Genomic DNA, 22,150 nt, shown 5'->3' with positions numbered 1-22,150 from the left:
ATAGATGGAATGATAATATGCTCTCTGACCTATCAATAGTAAGTAAATTGTTTTTTGACGAGTCTGAGTCAAGTTGGTTTTTCGATGAAATAGCGTTTGATGATGAGGCAGTAGCTAAACTTAAACAGTTGCCCTTAGATTTAGAGTTTTTTGAACACTCTGCAAGACTTAAAACATCAGATAGTAGCCATGCATATCTGCCGTGTCATTATTTTTTATATGCTTTAAAAGTACGTCCGTTAGCGCTAATGTTGTGTCAATATGTATCTTTGAAGCAAGACATTGTAAGTACACTTTTAGGAAACAATAAAGCCAAAGCAACAGCACTTGAAAAACTAGTTACATCTGCTGGTCAAAATACTATCACGAATGCATTGGATGCATATAGCCGAGAGAATTTCTTTAATTTCTTCAAAGACACTGATAAAAGGCTTGGGGCTAAGGACCCTATAAACTCAGGAAGAGGGGTTATCCGAACTGATAGAGACATCTTCGGTTCGGTAATACTGAAAGCATTGCCAGTGCCAGATGAAAGTTCAAATGCCTTAGGTCGCTTAATATATGCTTTCTCAAAATCACCGCAAGTTTATGAATACTTGATTAACCGTTATGCATGTTCACTCCCCTATATCTTTAAGTCTAACAACGGCGATGAGTTACTTTATCTTATTTTTGTTACTTTAGGCTTAGAAAATCATTTCACCACAATTTTTTCCGGTTTAACTAGCACGGCAAGAATGTGCGCAATAGGAACTGTAGCAGATGCTTTGCTATTAAATACAACACCTGTTTCTGGTAACCCTTCTTACTTTGATACACCTATACACTATTCAACAGCACTAAAAGCATATGTCTTTTTCAAGAAAGGCCTATTAGATGAAGATACATTACTAGGAGAAATATCAAGTGAACTTTCGTCTTTTTGGCCTTATACATTTATTGATAAGGATGCAGATGGGTTCTATTTAAAAGCAGTTTCTTCGAATGCCCATGTTCAAAGAGTAACAGGTGCTTGTAATACAATAATTTATGGTGCACCCGGAACAGGGAAAAGCCACTCAATTGAAAAGAACACGGATGAGAAATTCATTGTCCGCACGGTTTTCCATCCCGAAACGCAATACAGTGATTTTGTAGGTTGCTTGAAACCCGTAATGGAAGGTGACCGTGTTGCTTATGGGTTCAGACCTGGCGCATTTACAGAAGCTCTGGTTAAAGCAGTTAACGATCCTGGTAATGAGTACAGCCTTGTTATTGAAGAGATAAACCGGGCGCCGGCGGCCGCTGTTTTTGGTGAGATATTTCAGCTACTGGACAGGAAGTCCGATGGCAGTAGCTGTTATAAGATCGATATTTCAGACCCTGATCTGCTTAGCTATCTTAATACGCAAACAGGCAGTCAGTTTTTATCTGGAAAACTATCTATTCCATCAAATCTCTCACTGCTGGCTACGATGAACAGCAGTGACCAAGCAGTCATGCCACTTGATACGGCGTTTAAACGTCGATGGTCTTTTGAGTATGTAGAACTTAGCTTTGCTAAAGCGCCAACCCAGGTTCTGGAGCTCCAGACGAGCGAAGGGCTGTTTAAGATATCCTGGGCTAACTTTGCTGACGAAGTCCTGAATACAATGCTGAAAGAGTTCAGAGTTCCTGAAGATCGAATGATTGGGCCATTTTTCCTAAATGAGACAGAACTGCAGGATTGGCAGTCGGCATTGCGTAGTAAGTTATTTGTGTACTTGTGGGATGATGTTTTGAGACATAAGACTCAAGATAGGGCCCGCTTGTTTTCAGATAAGTTTGGGACCTTTGGAGAGTTGTACAATAGCTTCCCCAAGGCTCAAGTCTTCGGCGTAGAAACCGATGCTCTCATTAGAAAATTCGGTACCGCTGTTGAGAACCTGAATGATTAACCTGGAATACTTTCGCGATAGAGACGAGGTTAGCTCATTACCTACTGGTCTTGTTGCTCTAATGCAGCGTCGGGGGCTGATTGCCCCTGACCAAACGCGGGTCCACTACTGTGGATTTATTTCCTGGCAGCAAGGCATCGCCGTGTTTATGCCAAGAAACACCCGTTTGGAATCGTTGCTACCTCATCATGCTTTTTGTCTTTTACAGTCTCTGAATCGTTACTATTTGGGGAAAAGCACTGGCATTAGTGAAGGGCAAGAAAGTGAGCTCATTGGCAAAGCCTCTCTGTCTCTGGTTTATTCTCTTATTGAGGACTATCGGGCTAATGGGCTTTATGTGCGCAGAAAGAAGCACTTTTCTGTAAATCAGGGCCGACCAAACTGGAAAAGAACCATTGCAAGGCGAACCCCTTACCCATCAGGTGGTTCGCCGGTTTATCTCGATACAGATACAAGCAGTACACGCTACGTATCTGACTGTGAAACGGCAAGAATCCATGCGCAGGTTATTCGCAGTATCTATAAAAAGTATGGCGTAATTATCACTGGGGATGACATCATTTCAGATGACAACCTAGACCGGATGCCGATGCCAAACGCAGGGGTTGAAACTCAAATGACAGTGCTCGAGCATGAGCTGTCAGAGAGTTACTCTGAACGTGATATACAATTGATCGGGATGTTGAAGGCGTATATTGAAGAGAGCTCGGCAACAGGGGGAAGTGAGCTTTTAGTCGGCACTCGAAAATTTCATAACGTATGGGAGGGAATGCTCGATAAGTGTCTGCCCAACAAAATTGAAATTAACAGTTCTCTTCCGGTTCCTTACTACCAGCAGGGTGAACACTTTGTCGAAGTTTCTCAAAAAGGCCAAAGAACCGATACCGTCATTGAAAGCAAGGATGGAAAACGCTGGGCGGTAATTGACGCTAAGTACTACAACGCTTCTACGCCCAATTTATCACCCGGCTGGCATGATTTGGTTAAACAGTTTTTCTACAAAACAGCAGCTGAAGGTGTATGTGGTCAGGGTGTTGCAGTAACACTTCACTTTGTCTTCCCTGGTACAACCCACTATCTGAACCGCGTCAAAATCGGTGAGCGAAATCAAAAGAAAGTGCCTGCCTCGCAGTTCATTGACGTTAGCGGTTATGGAGAAATACGCTGCCATTATTGTGACCCTGTTGCTCTTCTGGAGAAATACGCCAGTGGCCAGTTATTGGATATTAACAATGATGCTTATATCACTGGTGAGGTTTTCCCTTAGACTTAAACCATTAATATTGGTATCGATTGGCTAGTCGGCGTAACGCTTTAACCAAAGAACCTGGACAATATTAGACATATCCTGGAAGACATTAGATGCCCTCGAACTCTACTATAAACCTTAAGACACACTGATCGATAAGGGGCACCAAATGTTCATTGAAAACAAAATTAAAAACTTTGAAAAGGAAATCTGTCAGATTCTGGCGCAACTAGCTTTTCATATTCACCCTAAAGTAGTTGAGCGGATACAAAGAAAAAACCAGGAAGAGTTCCGGTACTTCAGAGAATTATTTGATGGAAAAATTGATGTAAATGATTACTTGTTTGATGGCTCAGCATGTGTTTTTCCGGGGGTTAAACGCTATGTTAGCGGACAAGGAAAAAAGAGAGCCTTTAACCCTGAGTATTCTGCCATTATTGATGACAACACCTTCCCACGCCATCTTTGGTGCTTTCTAGAAAATGGTCGAACCTATAATGGGCCTAGCTGGCAAAAGTCAGGCCTGAATCAGTTCGAACTCGCCCATATATTTACTCACAAGTCTTCAGAGCTCGATCTGGAAAGAGCGTTTTTCGACACTGTAAATGATGATTTACGACCATTTGGGGATTTCTCTTGTGCCGGAAACATTACCTTACTCCCCAAAGGTACTGTTCGTCCTACAGACAATTCTCCTGCTATCAAGGCGGTATTTTATCAACGTTTCATCTCTCTTTATGGTGAGTCACTACTGAATGGTAGGTCAGGTTTTAAGGCTGAACTCGTTCCGGATTGGTATCCCACACTAAGGTGGAATGAGCCACCGCTTCCTTATGAATGGGAAAGACGGACAGATTTACTGCTAGCCTATCGAACTAAACGCGTAACTGAAATTATGACAAAGCTAGTATGACGTTTCCTTAGCCCGCTTAAAGTAAGCTAATCTCCGATTATATTTGAAACGCTTTACAACTGGCTCAGAGCATTCTGAGGCCTTCAGAGTTAATTTCAGCCTGTCTGGTTTTGCTCTGGAGCCAGACTGATATAAGTAATATCAGCGTGTATTCATTCAACCGATTTTTTCCTTTGATGGCACATTCCCAGATTATGAGTACTCGCCTTCCCTCTCTCAGCAGTTCTTGGGTAGTACGCTTGTCCCTGTCCTTGTTGGCCAATAGTTTTTGTTTCCAGAATTCAGCATTGCTTTTCGGCCAGCGGAACTTTGCGCAATCGTGCACATGCCAAAAGCAGCCGTTGATGAAGATGGCTGCATTCCATTTTTTCATCCAGATATCCGGCTTACCCGTTATACGTTCCGGGGCTACACTGTAACGGTACCCTCTGCGGTGCAGAACCCTTCGGACAATCAGTTCCGGAGATGTATCTCTGGAGCGTATCGCCTTCATATTTTTGCTTCTGATAGATTTGGTGTGAACGTCAGGCATTGCACAATTATTAGTCTGAACCATTACCCTGATTATAGATATCGTGAAGAACTTGGTTTGCGAGTTGATTCTTCCTAAGGCTAAGCCAAGTCATTCTGAATCTTTATGGCTACTGATAGGTTATTAAACATCAATATGTTAAGTAGGATAAATGAAAGTGGCTTTTTGGGTTGTCCTACTAGAGTTTTTTATGAATAAAATACTAATGTGGTTTTCAGAGCTCTACGACGACGTAAAATTTCTCGCGCATAAAGCCAGAACGCGTCAGGACTGGCAAAATCTGCCTCAAGTGGAAGGGTACGACTACCCTCTTGGCGGGCGTCCTTTTACTCCGGAACAAATAGCAGCTCTGGAGAAAACGCCACGAATAAATAAACTGAACCCGCATGATATTAATGATCACTCGGGAATCAATGACCGGCTAAACCCAACGAACACTAACTTCAATGACCCAGCCGGAATCAACAACGCGTTTGTTAACGGCACTGGTAACGGCTTCAACGGTGGTGGTTTTAATGGTTAAGGTATCTCAATACCAACTCAGCCTATCCACCAATTCATAGAGCGCATCCAGCGACAGGTGTTGCCTTGCTGTTTGCATCGAGCTGCTTGAATGACATCAGTGGTACCGATTCCGGTTCATCGACATAAAAGGGTTGCTGGCGCGCGTTCAGAACAACAAGAAAACAGAGATCCTGAACTCACCCTCTGTCACGAACCTGTACCCGCCATTCCAACCATTCGTTTATGTCGCTTTCAAGCCAGGTGACTGTTCGTGAACCAATTGGCACGCTAACCGGAAACTCTCCTTTTTTAATTTGGTTGTAAATCGCTGATTTACTTAAACCTGTTTTCTCTCTCACTTCATCTAGTCTCAAGAACCTCATTTCATTTCCCTCATATTAGTTTTCAAAAGACGCAAAGCCCCGCCTAGGGGTATAGGGACGTCCGAGTAGGTCCACATTCAATAAAATAGCCCTCCTGAAACAAGCACCAGGCCATAAAGCCTGTTTCTTACACCCCATCCCTACATAGATTAAGTAAGTCCCAGTAGGTTTATTCTCCCTAGCAAAATACGACTAGACGTTTAGTCGATTCAAAGAAATTTCAGGTACATATCATCCAAGTGCGTATACCCACTAACAGGAGTTAATGTATGCACGATTTAAGTAATCGACACTATTCATTCCGGGGGCCTGTCTCTGCCCACCAAGTATTGGAGAAAGCCGCTGAAATCATCGCGGAGAAGTATCTGAGAGGGGGGGCGTTTTGTAACCCCACAGCGACTAAGGATTACGTTAAGTACCGACTGGGAAGCTATGAACGGGAGGTGTTCGCTCTCATGCTTCTTGATAACCAGCACCGCCTGATTGAGTTCAATGAGCTCTTCTACGGCACGATAGACAGCGCCAGTGTTTACCCAAGAGAGGTGGTCAAAGTCTGCCTTGAGAAGAATGCAGCCGCCGTCATACTGGCTCACAACCATCCTTCCGGAGACCCCACACCATCACAGTCCGATAGGCGTATCACTCAGAGACTCAAAGACGCTTTGGCCCTGATAGATGTTCGCGTACTGGACCATATCGTAGTAGGCGAAGACTGCTACTCAATGGCAGAAGGAGGCATGCTATGAGCAGTATTTTGAAAGAGATGGCATCAGCCTTTCAGCTTGCAAGTCTCCACCAGCTCACTGAGCTCATCCTGAGCTGTTACAACATTCCAGAAAACAGCAAACGTGTGGTCCTGAACTTTAAGGTCTCGAGCTTCTATACCGAGCGCTGCGGCATCCAGCCAGTAGAGATACAGCTTGAACGAGCCACACCGGACTCTCCATGGGAGCTTCGCTTCATTGCGACCTTTGATTACCCGGACGAGGAAGCAGAAAGCGTCGATGTCGCATTGTACTTCAACTTTAAGTACCGCTGGTTCTATCAACCGGATATCGAACGGTGCGAGTTATTCCGCCCAGAAGTCATTGCACTGTTCATCGCTTGGCTCAAAGCCTTTATCGACCATCTTCAAAGCAACCAGTTCGACACACAGACTCTGAAGGTCGTCAGTCGCTTCTGAGCAATCCGATTCAAACAGTTTTCATACCTACATTATCAATCTGACTACACACTCATTAACAAGGAGGCAGCTATGTCTACCGCTACACACGCGAAAGCGTTATTTAACAAATGTCCGTTGTCTATCTCACCTCAGCTACAAACCGTACTGATAGACCACATCAACACCAAGGCTAACGATTCCCTCACCGCCATTACGCTGAACTTTCGTGATACCAGTTATAGCGCTGAGGCTGGTGGATTTCATCCAGTAGAAATTGCCATGCAGAAAGATGGCGCACAGCGTTGGTCAATTCTCTATATCACTGACTTTGGTTACATGGGGAATACCTATCCAGAGCTTGAACGTAATGTCGATTTCGATATAGGCAACAACATGGCCTTTTTCACAGGCGTAGGCTGGCAAGCTATCGATGCCTATGGCGTCTATGATTTCTATCAGATATGGGAGAGTAACTTTCTGTCGTATCTCGAGATGGATGCCTTTGATGAGATAAAGCTATCCAGTCATTGAATAGGTCTATTGAGTAGTAGCAGGTGTTACAAGGCACCTGTTACTCATCTCTGTTAGCAGACATTAGACAGAATCTCTATCTCACTCTGAGTAGAGTTAACACAGTCCTACTAATGGGTTCTAAACAAAAAAGAAGAACCAAGAAAAAGGATGTCGCACTTACGTGCTCCACTGCTTTATAGAGACCCCAGCGTTTTGATACCCCACCTGACCCCAGTAAACGTCTGTTTACTGAGGCCAGGAGCTGTGAGTCATCACTGCTCTCATAGATATAGGTAAGTTTGAGTAAAAAAATTCAAACAATTCGAATTCCCAGCACAACCAAGGAGGAACAACACCGTTCACCATTCATATCGGCATAAACGCCCCTGATAAATCAGGAGCAACGTTGAAGATCGATCAGGCAAGTATTGCCGCTTTGATCACTAGCATGTGCTGCTTTCTGCCAGCTAGTGCATAAAGCCCATTCACAAACGCCATGACAACAAAACGTAAACCCACAACCACCGAGCAGTTGTCTTTCGCTTTTGAGCTGTATCATCGCATCCCCAAAGGCCGTAAAGTCACTGCTCAGGAACTACAAACCGAATTATCCCACGTTGGTATCACACGAGACATCCGCACCATACAGCGCAACCTGGATGTGGTTGTACAATATCTCGATGTGGACAAAGATACGAGAAACAAGCCATACGGATACAGCCGCCGATTGACAAGTCCGTTTGTATTAGGTCCAAGAGAATCGATCGTTTTGCAACTCGCCAAAGCCATGATCTCAGATGCGCTTCCGGAGCAATTACACTACGCCGTTGAATCCGCTTTTCAACCGATACTCAGCAACCAGCGCAGTTATCCAGGCTTACAACGAAAACAAGGAGAAAGCACAAGGGCTGGTACTCATTCTACTTTCTGTCCAGTTGAGACAGTTGAAGAGTTAGTCACCATTTTTGAACCACTCGCTTTAGCCCTAACGTATCAGCGGCTAATAACCATTACCTTAAAAACTGGCGAGACTATCGAAAGCATGATGCCACTAGGTCTATTACTCTCGATTCAGTCTTTCCATCTTATCTACCAGTCAGACAACAACACATTCGACATTGCGTTACACCACGTAGCAGAGGTCAAGGTTTTAACCTTCCACTTTGACTACCCCACCAACTTTCAGCTTCACCAGTATTCTCTACAACCAGAGCTCTACGGTAAACATATCGATTTGGATTCAGACCGTTACTTGACGGAAAACTAAACCGATCCGGCAAGTAATGCCGCTGCAGGTATTACTCTGTGTCTGTTTCAACTTTCTGCGGAACTACAGGGTTGCTTACTTCCCTGCTATTCGCAGAGCCATAGCACAAGACTTGATGAGTCAGCGCGTAAGTTAACCAGCGAAACTCCACTGGCTGACTTACAAAGGCAGAAAGCGCCGGCTATTCAATATTGTGCCTTGTATTCGCTTTATCCAAGGAATTCAAGTAGAGGGGAACGGCCGTCCCCTCAGTATGGCTTTCAGGCATATCCCGCATACTTATCTCCCACAATACATCCCATTCACAACCTGTCGTCTTGTCACTGACTGAATCAATGATTTATTCATCCATTAGCTAGTAAGGAACACACTATGAAATCTATCATCAAAACTATCGTTATCACTTCTGTAGTGCTCTCTACGAACGTTTTTGCTGAAAGCGCGATTGAGCACCTAAGCATTGAAACCATTAAGCAGGAGTTCACACCAGCTCAAATTGAACGGGTTTTAGATCAATGGAAAGCAGATGAGCTAACTTATCTTGAACAAAAGGCGCTGACCATCTCAGACCATGCGCCGATAGAAACACGTCGCGAAATGGTCAAACAACAAATCAATCAAGAGTACAAGCAAGCACTAATTACGCTTGGTTTGTAATTGGACTAAAGGTGCTCGAAAGTGCACCTTTTTTTGCCTCGGTATCATAAGTAGTAACCTAATACTACCTACGTGAGATACATTCTTCTTTCAGTTCTACTGTTATCAACTATTGCCTTCCAACACTGATAGTTTAGTTGGAAGCTTCGATTAGAGTAAAACATCAACTCTCCTTATTAACAAATATTATAGATGACAAGTAAGAAACAACCTTGTAAGACGTACTTAACAATAACGTAAAAAATAAAAACAATGAGTTTTAACCTTCATAATCATCATGCTATAAAATTCATTTTTCCGCTCTAAGAACAACCATCAATGGATGGTATTATTTATTCACCTCATCAGTTAAATATAATAGAAAAATACTTTAATACACTATCCATTAAGAATATAAAAGTCGGAACAAATTATTTTCATCTTAGTCCTTTATAATCTAGACTTACATATCAACCACTATAGATAAACACTATAATAAAAAACAAATATAAAAGTCATCAGAAAAATTTAAATAAAATCTTATTGAATTCCTCTAGACATTTTTATTACAAAAAACAGGAATTCTGCACAATATATTAATATTCTCATTCCGCTCTAATTCTTATAAAAAATTTTTCATCATTATACTTTGCAATCTCTTTTTTAAGAAAACACTCTAAATGATAATAATTAGCTAAAACCCTATTGATACCTTGTCTAAAAAACAAACAGCGAACAAAGTAAACATTACTATTTAAACCACATTCGCTACATTTAAAGTTGGAATCTTTTAACTCGACAATAAGCTTAATCATAAATAATTATTTGTATTACTAAAAAACAATTAATAACATAGCCACTACGGAAGCGATAAAAATCATTGAAAGTACATATAGAATACTAACATAAATACTCATTGTTTTATCTCTTTGACATACCGATAAAATGTGCAACCAAAATGTTTTTTAAACTGTTCGTTAAACCGGTATGTTGACTTATACCCACAACCTTCAGATACATTAAAAATATCTAACTCACCTCGTTCAATCATAATCAAAGCATTTTCCATTCTCCTTCTCAATAATATATCCTTAATAACAATGCCATTCATTTTCAAAAGCCTCATCAACTTTGATCGGCTTATGTTTAAATGCTCTGAAAGAGAAACTAATACACCCCTACTTTTATAATTATCATTTACATACAAATTAACTTTATCATAAAAAGATAATTCACTAAAAAACACAACATGCAATATTGAAATTTTTGCCATAGAAAAAAACATGACGTCCAATAAAGAATCAAGTGTCACTTTATCTATAATCATCTCAGCTTGATAAAGACTTAAAATGGTCTTTATCAAGCCTTTGATCTCTTTTTTAGTGCTTAAACTACAATTCTTGTTACACTCAAGACTCTTCGATAACAAATCATATCTAGGAGTAGAGTTGAATTTTATTAATTTTATTTCTATATCACTATTTTGCGTTAAGCTTTTAATGTTTATTTTCTTTTGCTCTCCTGGAAATATAAGATAATCATAGCAAGATAACGAATAGAACCTTTTAAAATAAACTATATGTTTTTTTGATTTTAACTTAACATATAACAGATAACCAAACTTAAGATTAATCATCAAATTATATATATCAAACGGAGATGTACTTATAACTTCCATGCAATCATAATTATTTTATAAAAATCTAGATAATAAAATTAAATATTCTTTTCTCTTTGTTTCCAACTCGTAAACTTCGGTATTTAACATTTCAAAATCTGGAAATTTAAATCTATCCAAAATATCTATTTTCTTCTTAATTATCGGTAATACCATTTCAATGTCTTTTGTTTTTGAAAGTACCTCTTCGCAATATAACATCTCATTAGACAAATAATCACAAAGTAATGTTAATAGTTTTTTCTCATTCTCTTTTATCATAAAAACATCCTTAAAAAGTATAGTTTTTCCACATGTAAATGTAATCGAAGAAATTTTTCTTTTCTTCAATTCCCTCAAAGTTATCATATCTAAATTGTAATAAGAAAAGGTGCAATGAATCCGTTTATTATTCGACAACGCTGTTTTTAAAAAATCTTCCATAGAATTGATATCTGAAGCAATAAAAAGGTCACAATCATCGACTGGCATACCTTACCCCCAAATTACATAACATTAGCGCGGAATATAGAATAGTAAAATTCATATGATTCATCTATATCTTTAAGTATCAATTAAAGTCTTCAAGAAAAAGCACATCCATTTGTTTTTTATAGTTTTTCTCAAAACTAATACGGTTAAAATGGAACTTTTTGTGGCATTTTTTATAAATAACATTCAAGTCACGAACTTGGAATATCTTATAGCTTTAATTTATAAAGATAATTTATTTACTTGGCATTCTATAACGAAGGGCTAATATCACCTTACTTTAGGCATATAGCCTATTACAACAACTTATTTTAATAATGGTATTAGTTGACAATAAAGACAAATATAACTAACAAGACACAGTTAATACACTTAAAATATTTCTTCAGAAATGTTGTTATTTTACATTTTAAGACACGGAATGATGTATAACCACCTGTGTAAGCAGGTGGTTTTTAGTTAATTCTAGTTAATTTTGAACTCTAGCAGCGAATGTTGGATATTTTCAGATCTAGAGTTTATTTCTTTTACAGATGTTGTAGTCCCTTTTATACTGTTAAGAGTATCCCTTGAAACATCAGAAACTAAAGTTACATTTTTATTTATATCTTCGATAACTTGACTTTGTTCCTCTGCCGCCGTTGCTATTTGATGACTCATATCATATATCTCCATCAACGAGTTATATACATAGTCAAAATTATTCTCAGCTTCATTTGAGGAAGAAACTGAATCTGCAGTAGTTAACATTATTTCATTCATTTTATCTGAAACCATGTTTGACTTGTTCTGCAAAGAAGATATTATGTTGTCAATTTCTAATGTTGATGTTTGCGTTTTTTGAGCTAACATCCTTACTTCATCAGCAACTACCGCAAATCCTCTGCCTTGCTCTCCCGCTCTTGCAGCTTCAATTGCAGCATTTAAAGCTAATAAATTAGTTTGGTCTGCAATATTATTTATTATGTCCGAAACAGAAGATATTCTAGAGCAATCTACTTCTAATTCAGATATCATTTCCTTACAGCCCATAATTTCAGTAGATGCATCTGAAACTGACTTGGTACTCGAGTTTAAGATATTTTTTGTTGTTTTTGATTGTTCAGAAATATCATTAGTTAACATAGCCGATCGACTAATATTACTAGTGACCTCTTGTGCAGATACATGCATCTCATTTATAGCGGTAGCAAGCATATCTATCGATGACATTTGATTCTCTAACGAAACTAAGTCTTCTACTGTTTTGTTATTTATATCATTAATCGCTAGCCTATTTTCCTCTATATTATTTATCATTAATTCAATAGTATCTTTGAATTTTTCTCTCACAAGTTTGATAGTTAACATAAGACTACCAATCTCATCATTTATAAACTTATCAGACGCGATAAATTTACACATAGGACCAACAGTTAGATCTAAATTTTTTAGCCTTTCCAAGGAAGCATTCATGATACCAATTCTGTCATTTATATTTTTGAAAAAAACAACTCCATATAAAACTGAAATTAACATCACCATAAAGAAAACAGAAATTGAATTATATAAGTTGTTCAGCCTTTCTTCCTTGCTATTTAGCCTATAGTTTTCCACGTATTCATCTTGCAATTTAGACATTTCATCAATGCTTGAAAGTGATTTTTGAAATTCTACACCTGTTTTGTTTGCAATATCAGCTCTAGCAACATTGATGCCACTCCTAACTAACTTTTCATTATTTATCATTTCACTTTGATAAACATCAAAGGAAGAAAATATCTTATTCAATAATGAATTATTATTCACTACAAATTCAAAATCACTTCTAAATAATTTGACTTTTTTGTCTATGATTTCTTTTTTTACATCTTCATATTCTTTAATGATTTCTGGTTCAGAGTCAAATTTATTCGCGATATTATACAAATCAAGACGACGCAAATTTATCAGATCGCTTTTTAGCTCTTGAAAGTCAACTATTGAAACTATAACCTCTCGAAAAACAACTCTTTCGTTTTTGTCATTTTCATTATAATTTGAATAAATAAGTTGGAGTATAAATAATAAACCAACTATGTTTATTAAAATTAATATTGTCAATCTCATTTTTATAGATATTTTTTTCACCGAAACGCCTCTTGTTGCATAAAGTTACAAATTAAAAATAAGAATTCTCAAGTAAGATACACAACACTCACCTAAACTTCTTCAACAAAAAGTTCCAAAATGAGACACATAACAAAAACCGTCCATTCACTTTTTACAACCAAACTCACGCATTCAGTCAAGACGTGAGAATAATCATGCAAAAATAGCATGACTTACATGTAATTTAAGTGAGTTTTATGTTTATTATGATTAAATAATCAAATAAACATATTTTCAGAATCATAAACTATATTACACAGTCTATTTTTGTTATATTCACTAAGTTTTAAAAGAAATACAAAACAAAAGTCAACATCGTAAACTTTCAATTTGTAAACATTTAATAAAACCCAGAATTAATTAATATTTCCCACATAAAAAAGTGTCACAGTGCAACTATATAAAAGGCTGTTATAGCATTAATTTATTAACTTCTCTTTAAGTGTGTTAAAAAACACTTACTCCCTATCGGGAACTAAATTCGTCTAACGTCCTTAATAAACTTGCTTTACTTCTTCTTGCAACTCTTAGAAGAATAAACCCAAACATAAGTCAATACACAGACAAATGATAGAAACGATTGGCTGGTCAGTATGTAGTAAAACATGATGTTCTCTGCTATTTTGGACGACCTTAACCACGAGTGCGAACGACAAGCTAGTGCAGAGCATGACAAGATCTAAACCCTGCTACTACTATCCTAAACTAGCCTCCTTTGAGACATATATTATTAAAGAAAAAGGCTTTTTTGCGAGAATTAGACCAGTGTCATCAAATGTAGGGCTACCTCATTGATAACATATCTCGTCAACAGGTCTATTAAAGGACTCCGTGCTATGTCCCATGATTTTCGTTTAGAAGAGCAAGAACAAGATTTCGCAGAAGAGAAGGAAAGTAAAATAAAAAAACTGGTCACAAAAGGTAAGGATGAGACTGACGTGAGGCAAAAGATTCATGATAAAGAGAATCACGACTCAGCTAAAGGACCATTTCTCGAATAGTCAGCCCTTAGCTGTAATCCTTGCGTCTACAAAATCTAACAGGGGAGCATGACTCCCCACATGCAAAACTTCTTAATTTCGACTACACCCAAAGTTTCTCTCATTATCTCCATATCGCTTCGTCTCAATTTTGCAAATGTACGTCATCCAGTGAAAGGCAGACTCAAAAGAGTCGCGCACAACACCATCACGTTCTTTCCGATGGCTATCTGGTATACGTTTAACATCAACTTTTTTTGAACCGGAGAATTCAACTAATCCAGAAACGCTCTCTTCCGTTAATCCAATTGAGCTAGCCCATGCAGAACTGACCATCCAGCTTAATTGACCAGGCATAGAAGCGTTAGGATGACCGAGCCTGTAATATGTATCGTTGTTAACCAAAATGAATACATGATAATGTTCCTTCTGAGATTCATTCACTTCTCGAACCCAGACATAACGAACTCTAGTCTGATGCGGAACCCTTCCTTCTCTACGCTTACTCTGTAAATCGGCTTCAACCTTGGCTTTGAATGCCCTGATAAACCGACTGATAGCACCATCTCTACCAACACACCAGTTGATTGGATACCGCAATATCGCATGAAACAGAAATGTCCTCTTGTGGTCGTTTAATGCGTTTATCAATGTCTGATGGACAGACTCTAAATAACGTCCATTAAATTGACAATTACGATTAAGGGTAAGCCCAGAGTATAGAGTTCCTTGATATAGTTCGAAATACATATCAACTCCAAAAATTTAAAAATGGATAATAAATCTTAGATTAAAAGTAGTTTAATTTTTAAAGATACTTATGAAACAGAAAAACTAACAGAAGATAATACCTAATAGTAAATAACCTTTTCCGAAGTAACCATTCAGGTAAAGCAGTTATCATCTAAAATCAAAAATAGAGAGATGACGCAATAATTATGAACAAGCAACTCTCTATTTATTTCCATCATTAAAAACACAGTTTACTCTTTTCTGGGCACTCGTTATTTCAGGGAAGTTTGACAATAATCGTTCTATCCTTGACCATTCAATTACCTCATTCTCTACCCAGCGACTAGATCTACTCCCAACTTTAATATTTAATGGAAAGCAGCCGTTTCTCATCAGCTTATAAATACTCGTTTTACTGAGCCCTGTTAAGTTCTTAACCTGAAGTAACGTAATCAATTTCATTCAACATCCTCATCGCTAAAGAGTAAAAACGCTAATAATCCCACTTATGCACAATATCTAATAGCAGATCATCTTGGAGCTTAATTTCATCATATGAATAATGGGGGTACAAATCTATAACCTTAGTTTTCTTTACTAGAATCTCACCAAATGGCTCTATCGTTTTAAGGTAGTCCAAAGCAATATCGAGTGATTTTTTCTTCCTTGTGCCAGTAGGTCCAAACTGAAGAACCTTATTTCTCTTTATATATCTAACCCCCATATCAGCTTGCTCTCTGAACCAATAATACAAATTCTCAGCATCTATCTCATGTTTAGGCTTAGTTGAAAAAACTTTAATAAACTCATTAGAGAAATAAGCGATAAGATCAATAGCCTCAAATAATGCTTCCTTAGAAATTTCGCTGTCTGACAAATCATCAAAACTATGAATGAGCGCAGCTAAGCGAGCTATATTCTCAGGTAGCTTGGAAGCGTGATCTTTTACATGCTCAAAAATCCCTTCTGGGGCCATCTCGAATTCGATATCATTAGCGATATCAAGCCAGATTTTTTTTGCCTCATTAGAGAACCGAACAACCCTCCTCGCTGTGTAGTCCGTTAGCTCTGACGCTTGAAACATTAATTCGCTAAGTCTTTTGTTGAAGGCCGCAAGGTTTGCCGACGAGTATTCAATACCATTGGATTGCCTAAAACCACAATTTGATTGAGGTGCGCAGACTAGGAATCGAGACAGGAAGCCATTGCCACGAACATCGTCTTTGTTTTTCGTTAAAAATCGTTCTAACGCACTCCATTGCGTCATAATGTTGATAGTGAGTCGAGCTTGTTCCAGCGTAAAAGTACCCGACGTTTTCCTATTTACCGTTACTTCATCGCCACTCCACATGGCATTGAGGCTCGCTGTGTGGGACATTACTCGGCTGTTTAAAAGTACTCCTCCTTCACTAGAACCAAGATAAGCATTAGGAATATGTTCACTTAATCCATTAAGCAACGCCTCAATTGTGCTGTCCTCAAAGCTGAGACTAGCAAGTGTAGGCTTCTGCGGAGCATTGTTTTCATGCTCTAGTAGAGCTCTAACCATTAGCTCCAAAGATGCTTCATCTTCCAAATCAAATGACTTTTCGATTTGAGTTTTTCTCTTCTCGAAAAGCGTTTCTCTGATCTTGTACTCCTTTAACTTGTTTTGGTATTCCTCAGCATTTTCCTTATGGAATGATTTAATCCCCTTCGTAAGTAAATTTTCTAGCGATGACTTCCGCTCTCCAGATTCCGCAATAATTAATGACATCAGAGAAACCGGCGCCACCTTTTTCGTTGGCATTTCAACATTAATCAAGCCCTGCATAGCAACGGACACAGCACTAATGGTTGCTAAGTACACCATTGGATCTGGTGCTTGAGTTATTGTCTTCGCCTCATTGAACGCATTAGTGATCAACTTTGAATATTCGACCTTAGGTGTATACCCTCCATCAATAGGAAATTGATATCTATAGTGATTCACGATGTCCTCCTCATTCGGTTTGATGAACAATTGCTTGCTATTTGGTGCCCAGACTAGACCCACATCTCATAGAGTTGATCCACTCGATGATGTCCTTTTCTCGCCAGCCAACAGCTCTTGCCCCAAGCTGGATCTTCAGAGGAAATGTAGAGTCAAACCGCGGGGACTTAGGGTTTTGCTTGTCATAAATCGTTGACCGCGACAGGCCGGTCAGCAACGCTATGTCTTTCAAGCGAAGGATTTTGTTTGAATGTGGTGTGTGGTGATTTTGCATATTGCTTCTCCCAAATTGATTTGATGGGAGAAGTAAACACTATGTCAGGGAGTAGGAAAAAGGAGCCACCGATAGGAAATCCCTATAAACGGAATCCTTAAGCCTGTAAAGACAAGACTCTGGACTCCTAAAAAATTTTTTAATTTATTTGTATTTATCCGGTCTCAATATCATTTCAACCCCGTTGGCACTGCTCGACTTGAGCCCCAGTTCTGTCTCTAGTATGTAAATGACGTTTTGAGTTACTCTGCGCACTTCAGCATTATCTTGGTTGTGTTTTCCGGTCCAATATGTTTCAAAAATCCCCTTCAGCTTCTCAAAGTAATTGTTTCCAGGTTCTTTTTTACTACGATTGATGATCCACGTCCCCCCTTCTCTGACATACTTTGGCTTGAAACACTTATGCTTGCTGGCCAAGTAGCCAGATGTTCCACCAGATATAGGCTTTTTACCCATTTCCTGAAGTTCAAAAGCAGCTTTTGAAAGCTCCACGAATGCCGTTGATATATGGAACCTAGGTTCCAGAAAAAATCGACTAGTTTCATAGCTAGAGTTATCAAAGGTTAAAAGTGATAGATGCTCCTCCAAGATCCAACATTCCGACTGAGTTACAGAACAATTTTCGATGATATCAACCGGGTGATTATATTGTTCCTCTCCGCTGTATTGGTTACAAAGCACATAATCCAACTCTCGATCCGAAAACTTGATCTTTCCTATTAGAGCGCTTTCAAGGTTCGCTCGGCTATCAGTTTCGTCGATACTAAAACTGTATTTTGATACAGGTACAGACTTGCACAAACTGTATTCACGAGTATCGTTATCGTAAACGAAAACAGCATCAAACTTACTAAGCTCCAGCTGATGAAGCGCCAGTAACCTGGAGATATCGCCATGCTTCAACTGCAAGTATTCGACGTGAGCTAACTTTGTTGATGCTGCCAAATCCGAAGTGTGAATATGATGTTTCTCTGAAGGAGAAAGAGATTGCCCATCTAAGAGATGAATTCTTAGCGGAAGCTGCGTAACAACGTTTGACTCACTTAAAACAACATCCTTTTTCGTTAACTGGTTTAACTTTGGGTCTATCGCCCATACATCCATGGATGCCGGAACTTGGATTAGCACCGGAATGTCAAGTTCAAGACACTTCCTCAACTTGTCACCAATTGAAGTATCCGAATCTACTTCATCAAGTCGGCGGGGTCTTTTCATCATGTAGTTCTCTGCCCTTAAAACTATAGCTATTTGTTGCTATTAGTAGCAGAAATAGCAACAGTACGCCGCTAGAGAGATCAAAACTTCACAGAGAAACAAGATTCGACACTACTTGGTGGTGAGCTTTCAAACGCCGATTAGAATGCTCATCTTTTCTTATTGTGCCCCCAAGATGTTGACAATGTTAAGAAATTCACTTAGGGTTTCTTGGACTAAATTGCAGTCGGCTACCGAGTACGTTACTCACTTTTCCGCTCCCCTCTATTGCACGGGAGGTTTCAGCTGCAAATCCGGACACTGCTCCGGTTAATTCTATATGTGAAACCTAACTCCCATTTTTATTGGAGAAAACTATGTGCAGGATAGATGCGCCATTTGGCAATCGCTCCCTCGATGAAAAAAAAGATCCCGTTGAACGTTTCGTGCAAGCACTTGATGAATTTGAAATTCAAGGTAATTTCCGAACGTTATTGATTAAACACTTTTCAGAAAACTGGATTGATGTCTTTTATAACTCGTCACGCCTTGAAGATGCGTTGACTACCGCTAATGAGCAGAACTCTGAACCAGAAAAGTGCGTGGCGCTAGCGTTTTGCCAAAATATAAACATTCGTTTTCGCTTACAGCCATTTCGTGCTGACGATTCCTATAAAGAGTCATCACTATTCAAATTTTTGACTGACGTAGCAAACACATATTTTCCAACCTCTCCTTACAGCTTCTATAAAGCGGGAATGGAAAAACACTTTAGCTCATATGGTTGGTTTGTTCGAAATCACTATGATGATGAGCTTTTTTTCACCACAGAGTTTTTCAATGATGATGCGTTTTGTTCCCTCAATGGAAATGAGAGACTGCACATTCTTTGGGATTGCTTGTACTTTATTGCTCCACCGTTTGACAGTTTAAGATACCACTCAGACGAGTCGACCTTATTTAAAGGACTACTATCGCTAGCTTCATCAGAAGATGATTCTAGTTCCCCTTGCGAACACGCTCAATCAATCCGACTTGGCCTAGAATTCTTACAAACATGGCTCAAACATGATGCAGAAATGGGACGAATTTCTTGTGACTTATCTAGTTTTTTTTGGGGCACGCCATGGGAACGGCTTGAGTCACTAGTTTGGCAGAAAGACTTTGATGACGAAGAGATCAAAAGATCTCTAACTAACTGGCTCAACCACACAAAGCAGGAGCTTGAGAAGGTTTTGATTCTAAGTTTTAACTTAGATAATGCTTCAGGCCCAGAACTTGAACAATGGGCTAATCAAGTTGACCGGTACTTTAACCATATATCCCATGATTTCTACAGAGAATTTGATTGGGAGACACAACGTCATGAAGAACTAGACATTCGTCGCAACAGCGAGCTGGAAGCATTATGTTCTCAATTGAGCTTACAGCAATTAGAAACTTGGATAGGATGGTCGATCCAGCAAGACTTTGACCGCATTTTGGGCGATAAGCAAAGAGCGCCAGAATTATCTAGTAGCTCTGAAAAATGGGTATGCGAAACTTTTTTTGCTACCTGGAAAGATCTTTTCTTGGCGAATATGAATGAGTTAGAAATTGAGAAGCAACTTCGCATTTTATCGGCTCATGTCCCTGCAAGAAGGGGAGTCTCTTCTGAGTTCTATTCCGCCTGTTCTGAATGGTGGCGCGAACTGTTTCGAGGGCTTCCTGAAACAGTTAATTTTCCAAAGAGGTTAATCCCTGAATGGACTACTACTGCTATTCGTTGTTTACATGGTGAAAATCTAACTCCGTATATTGATAAAAGCATTGGTATTTTGAGAGGAGAAGTCTCTAAGTCTGACGAGACAGAAACACCTCTCTACTATAGTGATCTGCTCAGGGTTTTATTGGAAAGACTAGACAAGGTTCAGCCAAGCAAGTCTTTTCGTCATCGTATGTTATTAATGCGTTCTTATTCGAGTTCCTTTGCTGATGAGGCGATTTCGTTACGAGATCGTTCCTTCAATACGAGCACGAACCAGTGGTATGAGCCTATTAGCGACCTTGCTAAGAAACTTTTTGATAATAATGAAGTCATCAATTTGGGCGAAGCACCAGAAAACTATGAAAAAAAGTTATCGCAGCCCTATATAGCTTGTACTCACGAATTAGCTGAGTTTTGTCTGAGCCGTTTACGCCTTCGCAAAGGCGAAAAAGCGCGTGATAAACAATACGCAGTTGAACAAATAGTCGAACGATCTTCAGTTTGGCGACAAGGATACTTAAAGGCACTAACTGAGTTAGGGGTTGATCTTAACGGCAAAGTTCATAAAGCAGTGTATTTCATCAAACAGTCAGATCCTGATCCGGATGTACGTGCAATCGCAAATGAATGTTACAAAGCTGTCCGAAGAAACACAAAAAAGAACTCTACTATCGCAGATTTGAAGCGAGGCATTATTGCAGCTGAATGGTGGTTACTTATCTGCCAGCGACAAAATCTCGGTATGACAATAAATCATGAGGGAGCCCTCAAAACCAGACGCACCTTAATGCGTAACCCATAAACTACATTCAACTCATTCCATCTTGGTGTACTGGAGCCCGATGCTCCTACTTCGACGTTTGCCGTCCGCCATGTAAAAACTTTACGGCCTACTCTTGTAGACCAGTCAAGGAGTATACGTATGCCTACAAAAACTCACGGTGTTGCTAACGCCAACGCAGCGAACAGAATGACCTCTAGTCAGTTAAATGAACTCGTAATCAACTGGCACATCACAGAGGCTTGCAACTATAACTGTACCTATTGCTTTGCTAAGTGGGGAAAACCCAATGAGCTGCATCGCTCATTGAGCTCTATTGAACAACTGCTCGACAAACTAGCTAACTACTTCATTCTTGGTAACCCAGAGAGCAAAAGAATGCTTGGTTACCAGGATGTACGTTTAAATTTTGCTGGTGGTGAGCCAATGATGCTAGGTAGCGCATTCTCTACTGCTTTAGTAATGGCGAAACAAAAAGGATTCCAAACTTCAATCATTACTAATGGTAGCTACCTGTTAAGACGGCGTTTCGAATTACCCGTTAATACACTGGATATGATTGGCATTAGCTTCGATAGTCAACAACCCTCCGTAAGAAGAGAGTTAGGCCGCATTGATAGAAGAGGCAATTCACTAAACGAAGATGAACTTCAGCTCGCACTACAACTTCTATCGCACACCCAAAAAGGATTGAAGACAAAAATTAACACCGTTGTAAACGCTCTAAACTGGGAAGAAGACTTTACTCATCTAATTTCAAGCATAGCAGTAGACAAATGGAAAGTGCTCCAGGTGATGCCTACTGATAAGCATGAACTGTTAATTTCAGATGATCAGTTTCGTAGGTTTGTTGAGAAACATTCAGGTAAGGGCTTACCAATATCTCCTGAGTCAAACAATACAATGACTGAGTCATACTTGATGATTGACCCAAACGGACGTTTTTATCAAAACAATAATGGTATGCCTGGTTATAGTTACAGTGAGCGTATTACTGATGTAGGTGTAGAGGCGGCATTGAGCCAAGTAAACTTCAATTGTAATCGTTTTAAGTCTCGTTACCATGTCAAAAACATGTCCAACATCTCTGATGAGGTGCTGATATGAAAAGTG

At 39.3% G+C, this 22,150-nt stretch carries 22 protein-coding genes; 12 read left to right on the top strand and 10 right to left on the bottom strand.

Features of this window, described 5'->3' with window-relative positions; genetic code table 11:
• Positions 1 to 17: 17 nt before the first annotated feature.
• The 3 genes from NL647_RS11860 (at position 18) to NL647_RS11850 (ending at position 4,078) form a co-directional block, all read left to right on the top strand.
• Positions 18 to 1,916: an AAA family ATPase gene (locus NL647_RS11860; protein ID WP_253650183.1), complete on the top strand. Its 1,899-nt coding sequence runs from the start codon at positions 18 to 20 to the stop codon at positions 1,914 to 1,916.
• Positions 1,909 to 3,183 (top strand): LlaJI family restriction endonuclease, encoded by a 1,275-nt coding sequence (locus NL647_RS11855; RefSeq protein WP_253650182.1) that lies wholly within the window; start codon positions 1,909 to 1,911, stop codon positions 3,181 to 3,183. Before NL647_RS11860 ends, NL647_RS11855 begins: the two co-directional genes overlap by 8 nt.
• Positions 3,184 to 3,334: 151 nt before the next feature.
• Entirely contained in the window at positions 3,335 to 4,078 is a 744-nt protein-coding gene (locus NL647_RS11850; RefSeq protein ID WP_253650181.1) for a hypothetical protein, read from the top strand.
• Between the two features lie 64 nt (positions 4,079 to 4,142).
• On the opposite strand, the gene NL647_RS11845 is transcribed toward NL647_RS11850, so the two are convergent.
• Entirely contained in the window at positions 4,143 to 4,610 is a 468-nt protein-coding gene (locus tag NL647_RS11845; protein WP_301339187.1) for a very short patch repair endonuclease, read from the bottom strand.
• A gap of 190 nt (positions 4,611 to 4,800) precedes the next feature.
• Here NL647_RS11845 and NL647_RS11840 point away from each other — a divergent pair, with 190 nt between their 5' ends.
• A complete protein-coding gene (locus NL647_RS11840; protein ID WP_253650179.1) occupies positions 4,801 to 5,133 on the top strand; it encodes a hypothetical protein in 333 nt (110 codons plus the stop codon).
• Positions 5,134 to 5,311: 178 nt separating this feature from the next.
• Here NL647_RS11840 and NL647_RS11835 read toward each other — a convergent pair whose 3' ends face one another.
• Positions 5,312 to 5,497, bottom strand: coding sequence for an AlpA family transcriptional regulator (locus NL647_RS11835; RefSeq protein WP_253650178.1), 186 nt, complete (start codon positions 5,495 to 5,497; stop codon positions 5,312 to 5,314).
• Between the two features lie 269 nt (positions 5,498 to 5,766).
• Between NL647_RS11835 and radC the strand changes: the two genes are divergently transcribed.
• The 5 genes from radC to NL647_RS11810 all read left to right on the top strand — a co-directional run bounded on the left by radC (position 5,767) and on the right by NL647_RS11810 (position 9,099).
• Positions 5,767 to 6,243 carry a DNA repair protein RadC gene (radC, locus tag NL647_RS11830; RefSeq protein WP_253650177.1) on the top strand — a complete coding sequence of 159 codons (477 nt, stop codon included), beginning with the start codon at positions 5,767 to 5,769 and terminating at the stop codon, positions 6,241 to 6,243.
• Positions 6,240 to 6,680, top strand: coding sequence for a DUF2787 family protein (locus NL647_RS11825; RefSeq protein ID WP_253650176.1), 441 nt, complete (start codon positions 6,240 to 6,242; stop codon positions 6,678 to 6,680). The genes radC and NL647_RS11825 overlap by 4 nt, the downstream gene beginning before the upstream one ends.
• A 72-nt stretch (positions 6,681 to 6,752) precedes the next feature.
• A complete protein-coding gene (locus NL647_RS11820; protein ID WP_253650175.1) occupies positions 6,753 to 7,193 on the top strand; it encodes a DUF2787 domain-containing protein in 441 nt (146 codons plus the stop codon).
• A 478-nt stretch (positions 7,194 to 7,671) separates the two neighbouring features.
• Positions 7,672 to 8,442: a hypothetical protein gene (locus NL647_RS11815; RefSeq protein WP_114093175.1), complete on the top strand. Its 771-nt coding sequence runs from the start codon at positions 7,672 to 7,674 to the stop codon at positions 8,440 to 8,442.
• Between the two features lie 372 nt (positions 8,443 to 8,814).
• Complete coding sequence (locus NL647_RS11810) at positions 8,815 to 9,099, top strand: hypothetical protein (RefSeq protein ID WP_017188291.1); 285 nt, start codon at positions 8,815 to 8,817, stop codon at positions 9,097 to 9,099.
• An 892-nt stretch (positions 9,100 to 9,991) separates the two neighbouring features.
• On the opposite strand, the gene NL647_RS11805 is transcribed toward NL647_RS11810, so the two are convergent.
• The 3 genes from NL647_RS11805 to NL647_RS27250 form a co-directional block, all read right to left on the bottom strand.
• The gene (locus NL647_RS11805; protein ID WP_253650174.1) at positions 9,992 to 10,756 is read right to left on the bottom strand and encodes a helix-turn-helix transcriptional regulator; all 765 of its coding nucleotides are present in this window, start codon (positions 10,754 to 10,756) and stop codon (positions 9,992 to 9,994) included.
• Between the two features lie 15 nt (positions 10,757 to 10,771).
• Positions 10,772 to 11,227: a hypothetical protein gene (locus NL647_RS11800; protein ID WP_051177480.1), complete on the bottom strand. Its 456-nt coding sequence runs from the start codon at positions 11,225 to 11,227 to the stop codon at positions 10,772 to 10,774.
• 465 nt (positions 11,228 to 11,692) lie between these two features.
• Complete coding sequence (locus tag NL647_RS27250; protein WP_253650173.1) at positions 11,693 to 13,336, bottom strand: methyl-accepting chemotaxis protein; 1,644 nt, start codon at positions 13,334 to 13,336, stop codon at positions 11,693 to 11,695.
• Between the two features lie 857 nt (positions 13,337 to 14,193).
• On the opposite strand from NL647_RS27250, the gene NL647_RS11790 reads away from it, so the two are divergent.
• Complete coding sequence (locus NL647_RS11790) at positions 14,194 to 14,358, top strand: hypothetical protein (RefSeq protein WP_155243525.1); 165 nt, start codon at positions 14,194 to 14,196, stop codon at positions 14,356 to 14,358.
• A gap of 72 nt (positions 14,359 to 14,430) precedes the next feature.
• On the opposite strand, the gene NL647_RS11785 is transcribed toward NL647_RS11790, so the two are convergent.
• From NL647_RS11785 to NL647_RS11765, 5 genes are all read right to left on the bottom strand, one after another.
• On the bottom strand, positions 14,431 to 15,087 hold the full coding sequence (locus NL647_RS11785; RefSeq protein ID WP_047513271.1) for an inovirus-type Gp2 protein: 657 nt from the start codon (positions 15,085 to 15,087) through the stop codon (positions 14,431 to 14,433).
• Between the two features lie 204 nt (positions 15,088 to 15,291).
• The gene (locus NL647_RS11780) at positions 15,292 to 15,531 is read right to left on the bottom strand and encodes an AlpA family transcriptional regulator (RefSeq protein ID WP_253650172.1); all 240 of its coding nucleotides are present in this window, start codon (positions 15,529 to 15,531) and stop codon (positions 15,292 to 15,294) included.
• A 31-nt stretch (positions 15,532 to 15,562) separates the two neighbouring features.
• Positions 15,563 to 17,041 carry a YfjI family protein gene (locus tag NL647_RS11775; RefSeq protein ID WP_114093171.1) on the bottom strand — a complete coding sequence of 493 codons (1,479 nt, stop codon included), beginning with the start codon at positions 17,039 to 17,041 and terminating at the stop codon, positions 15,563 to 15,565.
• Between the two features lie 37 nt (positions 17,042 to 17,078).
• A complete protein-coding gene (locus NL647_RS11770; protein WP_080654158.1) occupies positions 17,079 to 17,315 on the bottom strand; it encodes an AlpA family transcriptional regulator in 237 nt (78 codons plus the stop codon).
• Positions 17,316 to 17,459: 144 nt separating this feature from the next.
• On the bottom strand, positions 17,460 to 18,533 hold the full coding sequence (locus NL647_RS11765) for a hypothetical protein (RefSeq protein ID WP_253650171.1): 1,074 nt from the start codon (positions 18,531 to 18,533) through the stop codon (positions 17,460 to 17,462).
• Between the two features lie 353 nt (positions 18,534 to 18,886).
• Here NL647_RS11765 and NL647_RS11760 point away from each other — a divergent pair, with 353 nt between their 5' ends.
• Positions 18,887 to 21,058: a hypothetical protein gene (locus NL647_RS11760; protein ID WP_253650170.1), complete on the top strand. Its 2,172-nt coding sequence runs from the start codon at positions 18,887 to 18,889 to the stop codon at positions 21,056 to 21,058.
• A 120-nt stretch (positions 21,059 to 21,178) separates the two neighbouring features.
• A complete protein-coding gene (locus tag NL647_RS11755; protein WP_017188303.1) occupies positions 21,179 to 22,144 on the top strand; it encodes a viperin family antiviral radical SAM protein in 966 nt (321 codons plus the stop codon).
• The last annotated feature ends 6 nt before the right edge of the window (positions 22,145 to 22,150 follow it).

This window comes from Vibrio sp. Y29_XK_CS5, assembly GCF_024181835.1.
In the GTDB taxonomy this organism is placed as follows: Bacteria; Pseudomonadota; Gammaproteobacteria; order Enterobacterales; family Vibrionaceae; genus Vibrio; species Vibrio harveyi.
This window is presented reverse-complemented; position numbering and strand designations above follow the sequence as displayed.

Excerpts from the sequence above, each read along its gene's own strand:
- NL647_RS11860 (WP_253650183.1), top strand. The coding sequence starts at position 18 with ATGCTCTCTGACCTATCAATAGTAAGTAAATTGTTTTTTGACGAGTCT.
- NL647_RS11855 (WP_253650182.1), top strand. The coding sequence starts at position 1,909 with ATGATTAACCTGGAATACTTTCGCGATAGAGACGAGGTTAGCTCATTA.
- NL647_RS11850 (WP_253650181.1), top strand. The coding sequence starts at position 3,335 with ATGTTCATTGAAAACAAAATTAAAAACTTTGAAAAGGAAATCTGTCAG.
- NL647_RS11845 (WP_301339187.1), bottom strand. The coding sequence starts at position 4,610 with ATGCCTGACGTTCACACCAAATCTATCAGAAGCAAAAATATGAAGGCG.
- NL647_RS11840 (WP_253650179.1), top strand. The coding sequence starts at position 4,801 with ATGAATAAAATACTAATGTGGTTTTCAGAGCTCTACGACGACGTAAAA.
- NL647_RS11835 (WP_253650178.1), bottom strand. The coding sequence starts at position 5,497 with ATGAGGTTCTTGAGACTAGATGAAGTGAGAGAGAAAACAGGTTTAAGT.
- radC (WP_253650177.1), top strand. The coding sequence starts at position 5,767 with ATGCACGATTTAAGTAATCGACACTATTCATTCCGGGGGCCTGTCTCT.
- NL647_RS11825 (WP_253650176.1), top strand. The coding sequence starts at position 6,240 with ATGAGCAGTATTTTGAAAGAGATGGCATCAGCCTTTCAGCTTGCAAGT.
- NL647_RS11820 (WP_253650175.1), top strand. The coding sequence starts at position 6,753 with ATGTCTACCGCTACACACGCGAAAGCGTTATTTAACAAATGTCCGTTG.
- NL647_RS11815 (WP_114093175.1), top strand. The coding sequence starts at position 7,672 with ATGACAACAAAACGTAAACCCACAACCACCGAGCAGTTGTCTTTCGCT.
- NL647_RS11810 (WP_017188291.1), top strand. The coding sequence starts at position 8,815 with ATGAAATCTATCATCAAAACTATCGTTATCACTTCTGTAGTGCTCTCT.
- NL647_RS11805 (WP_253650174.1), bottom strand. The coding sequence starts at position 10,756 with ATGGAAGTTATAAGTACATCTCCGTTTGATATATATAATTTGATGATT.
- NL647_RS11800 (WP_051177480.1), bottom strand. The coding sequence starts at position 11,227 with ATGCCAGTCGATGATTGTGACCTTTTTATTGCTTCAGATATCAATTCT.
- NL647_RS11790 (WP_155243525.1), top strand. The coding sequence starts at position 14,194 with ATGTCCCATGATTTTCGTTTAGAAGAGCAAGAACAAGATTTCGCAGAA.
- NL647_RS11785 (WP_047513271.1), bottom strand. The coding sequence starts at position 15,087 with ATGTATTTCGAACTATATCAAGGAACTCTATACTCTGGGCTTACCCTT.
- NL647_RS11780 (WP_253650172.1), bottom strand. The coding sequence starts at position 15,531 with ATGAAATTGATTACGTTACTTCAGGTTAAGAACTTAACAGGGCTCAGT.
- NL647_RS11770 (WP_080654158.1), bottom strand. The coding sequence starts at position 17,315 with ATGCAAAATCACCACACACCACATTCAAACAAAATCCTTCGCTTGAAA.
- NL647_RS11765 (WP_253650171.1), bottom strand. The coding sequence starts at position 18,533 with ATGATGAAAAGACCCCGCCGACTTGATGAAGTAGATTCGGATACTTCA.
- NL647_RS11760 (WP_253650170.1), top strand. The coding sequence starts at position 18,887 with ATGTGCAGGATAGATGCGCCATTTGGCAATCGCTCCCTCGATGAAAAA.
- NL647_RS11755 (WP_017188303.1), top strand. The coding sequence starts at position 21,179 with ATGCCTACAAAAACTCACGGTGTTGCTAACGCCAACGCAGCGAACAGA.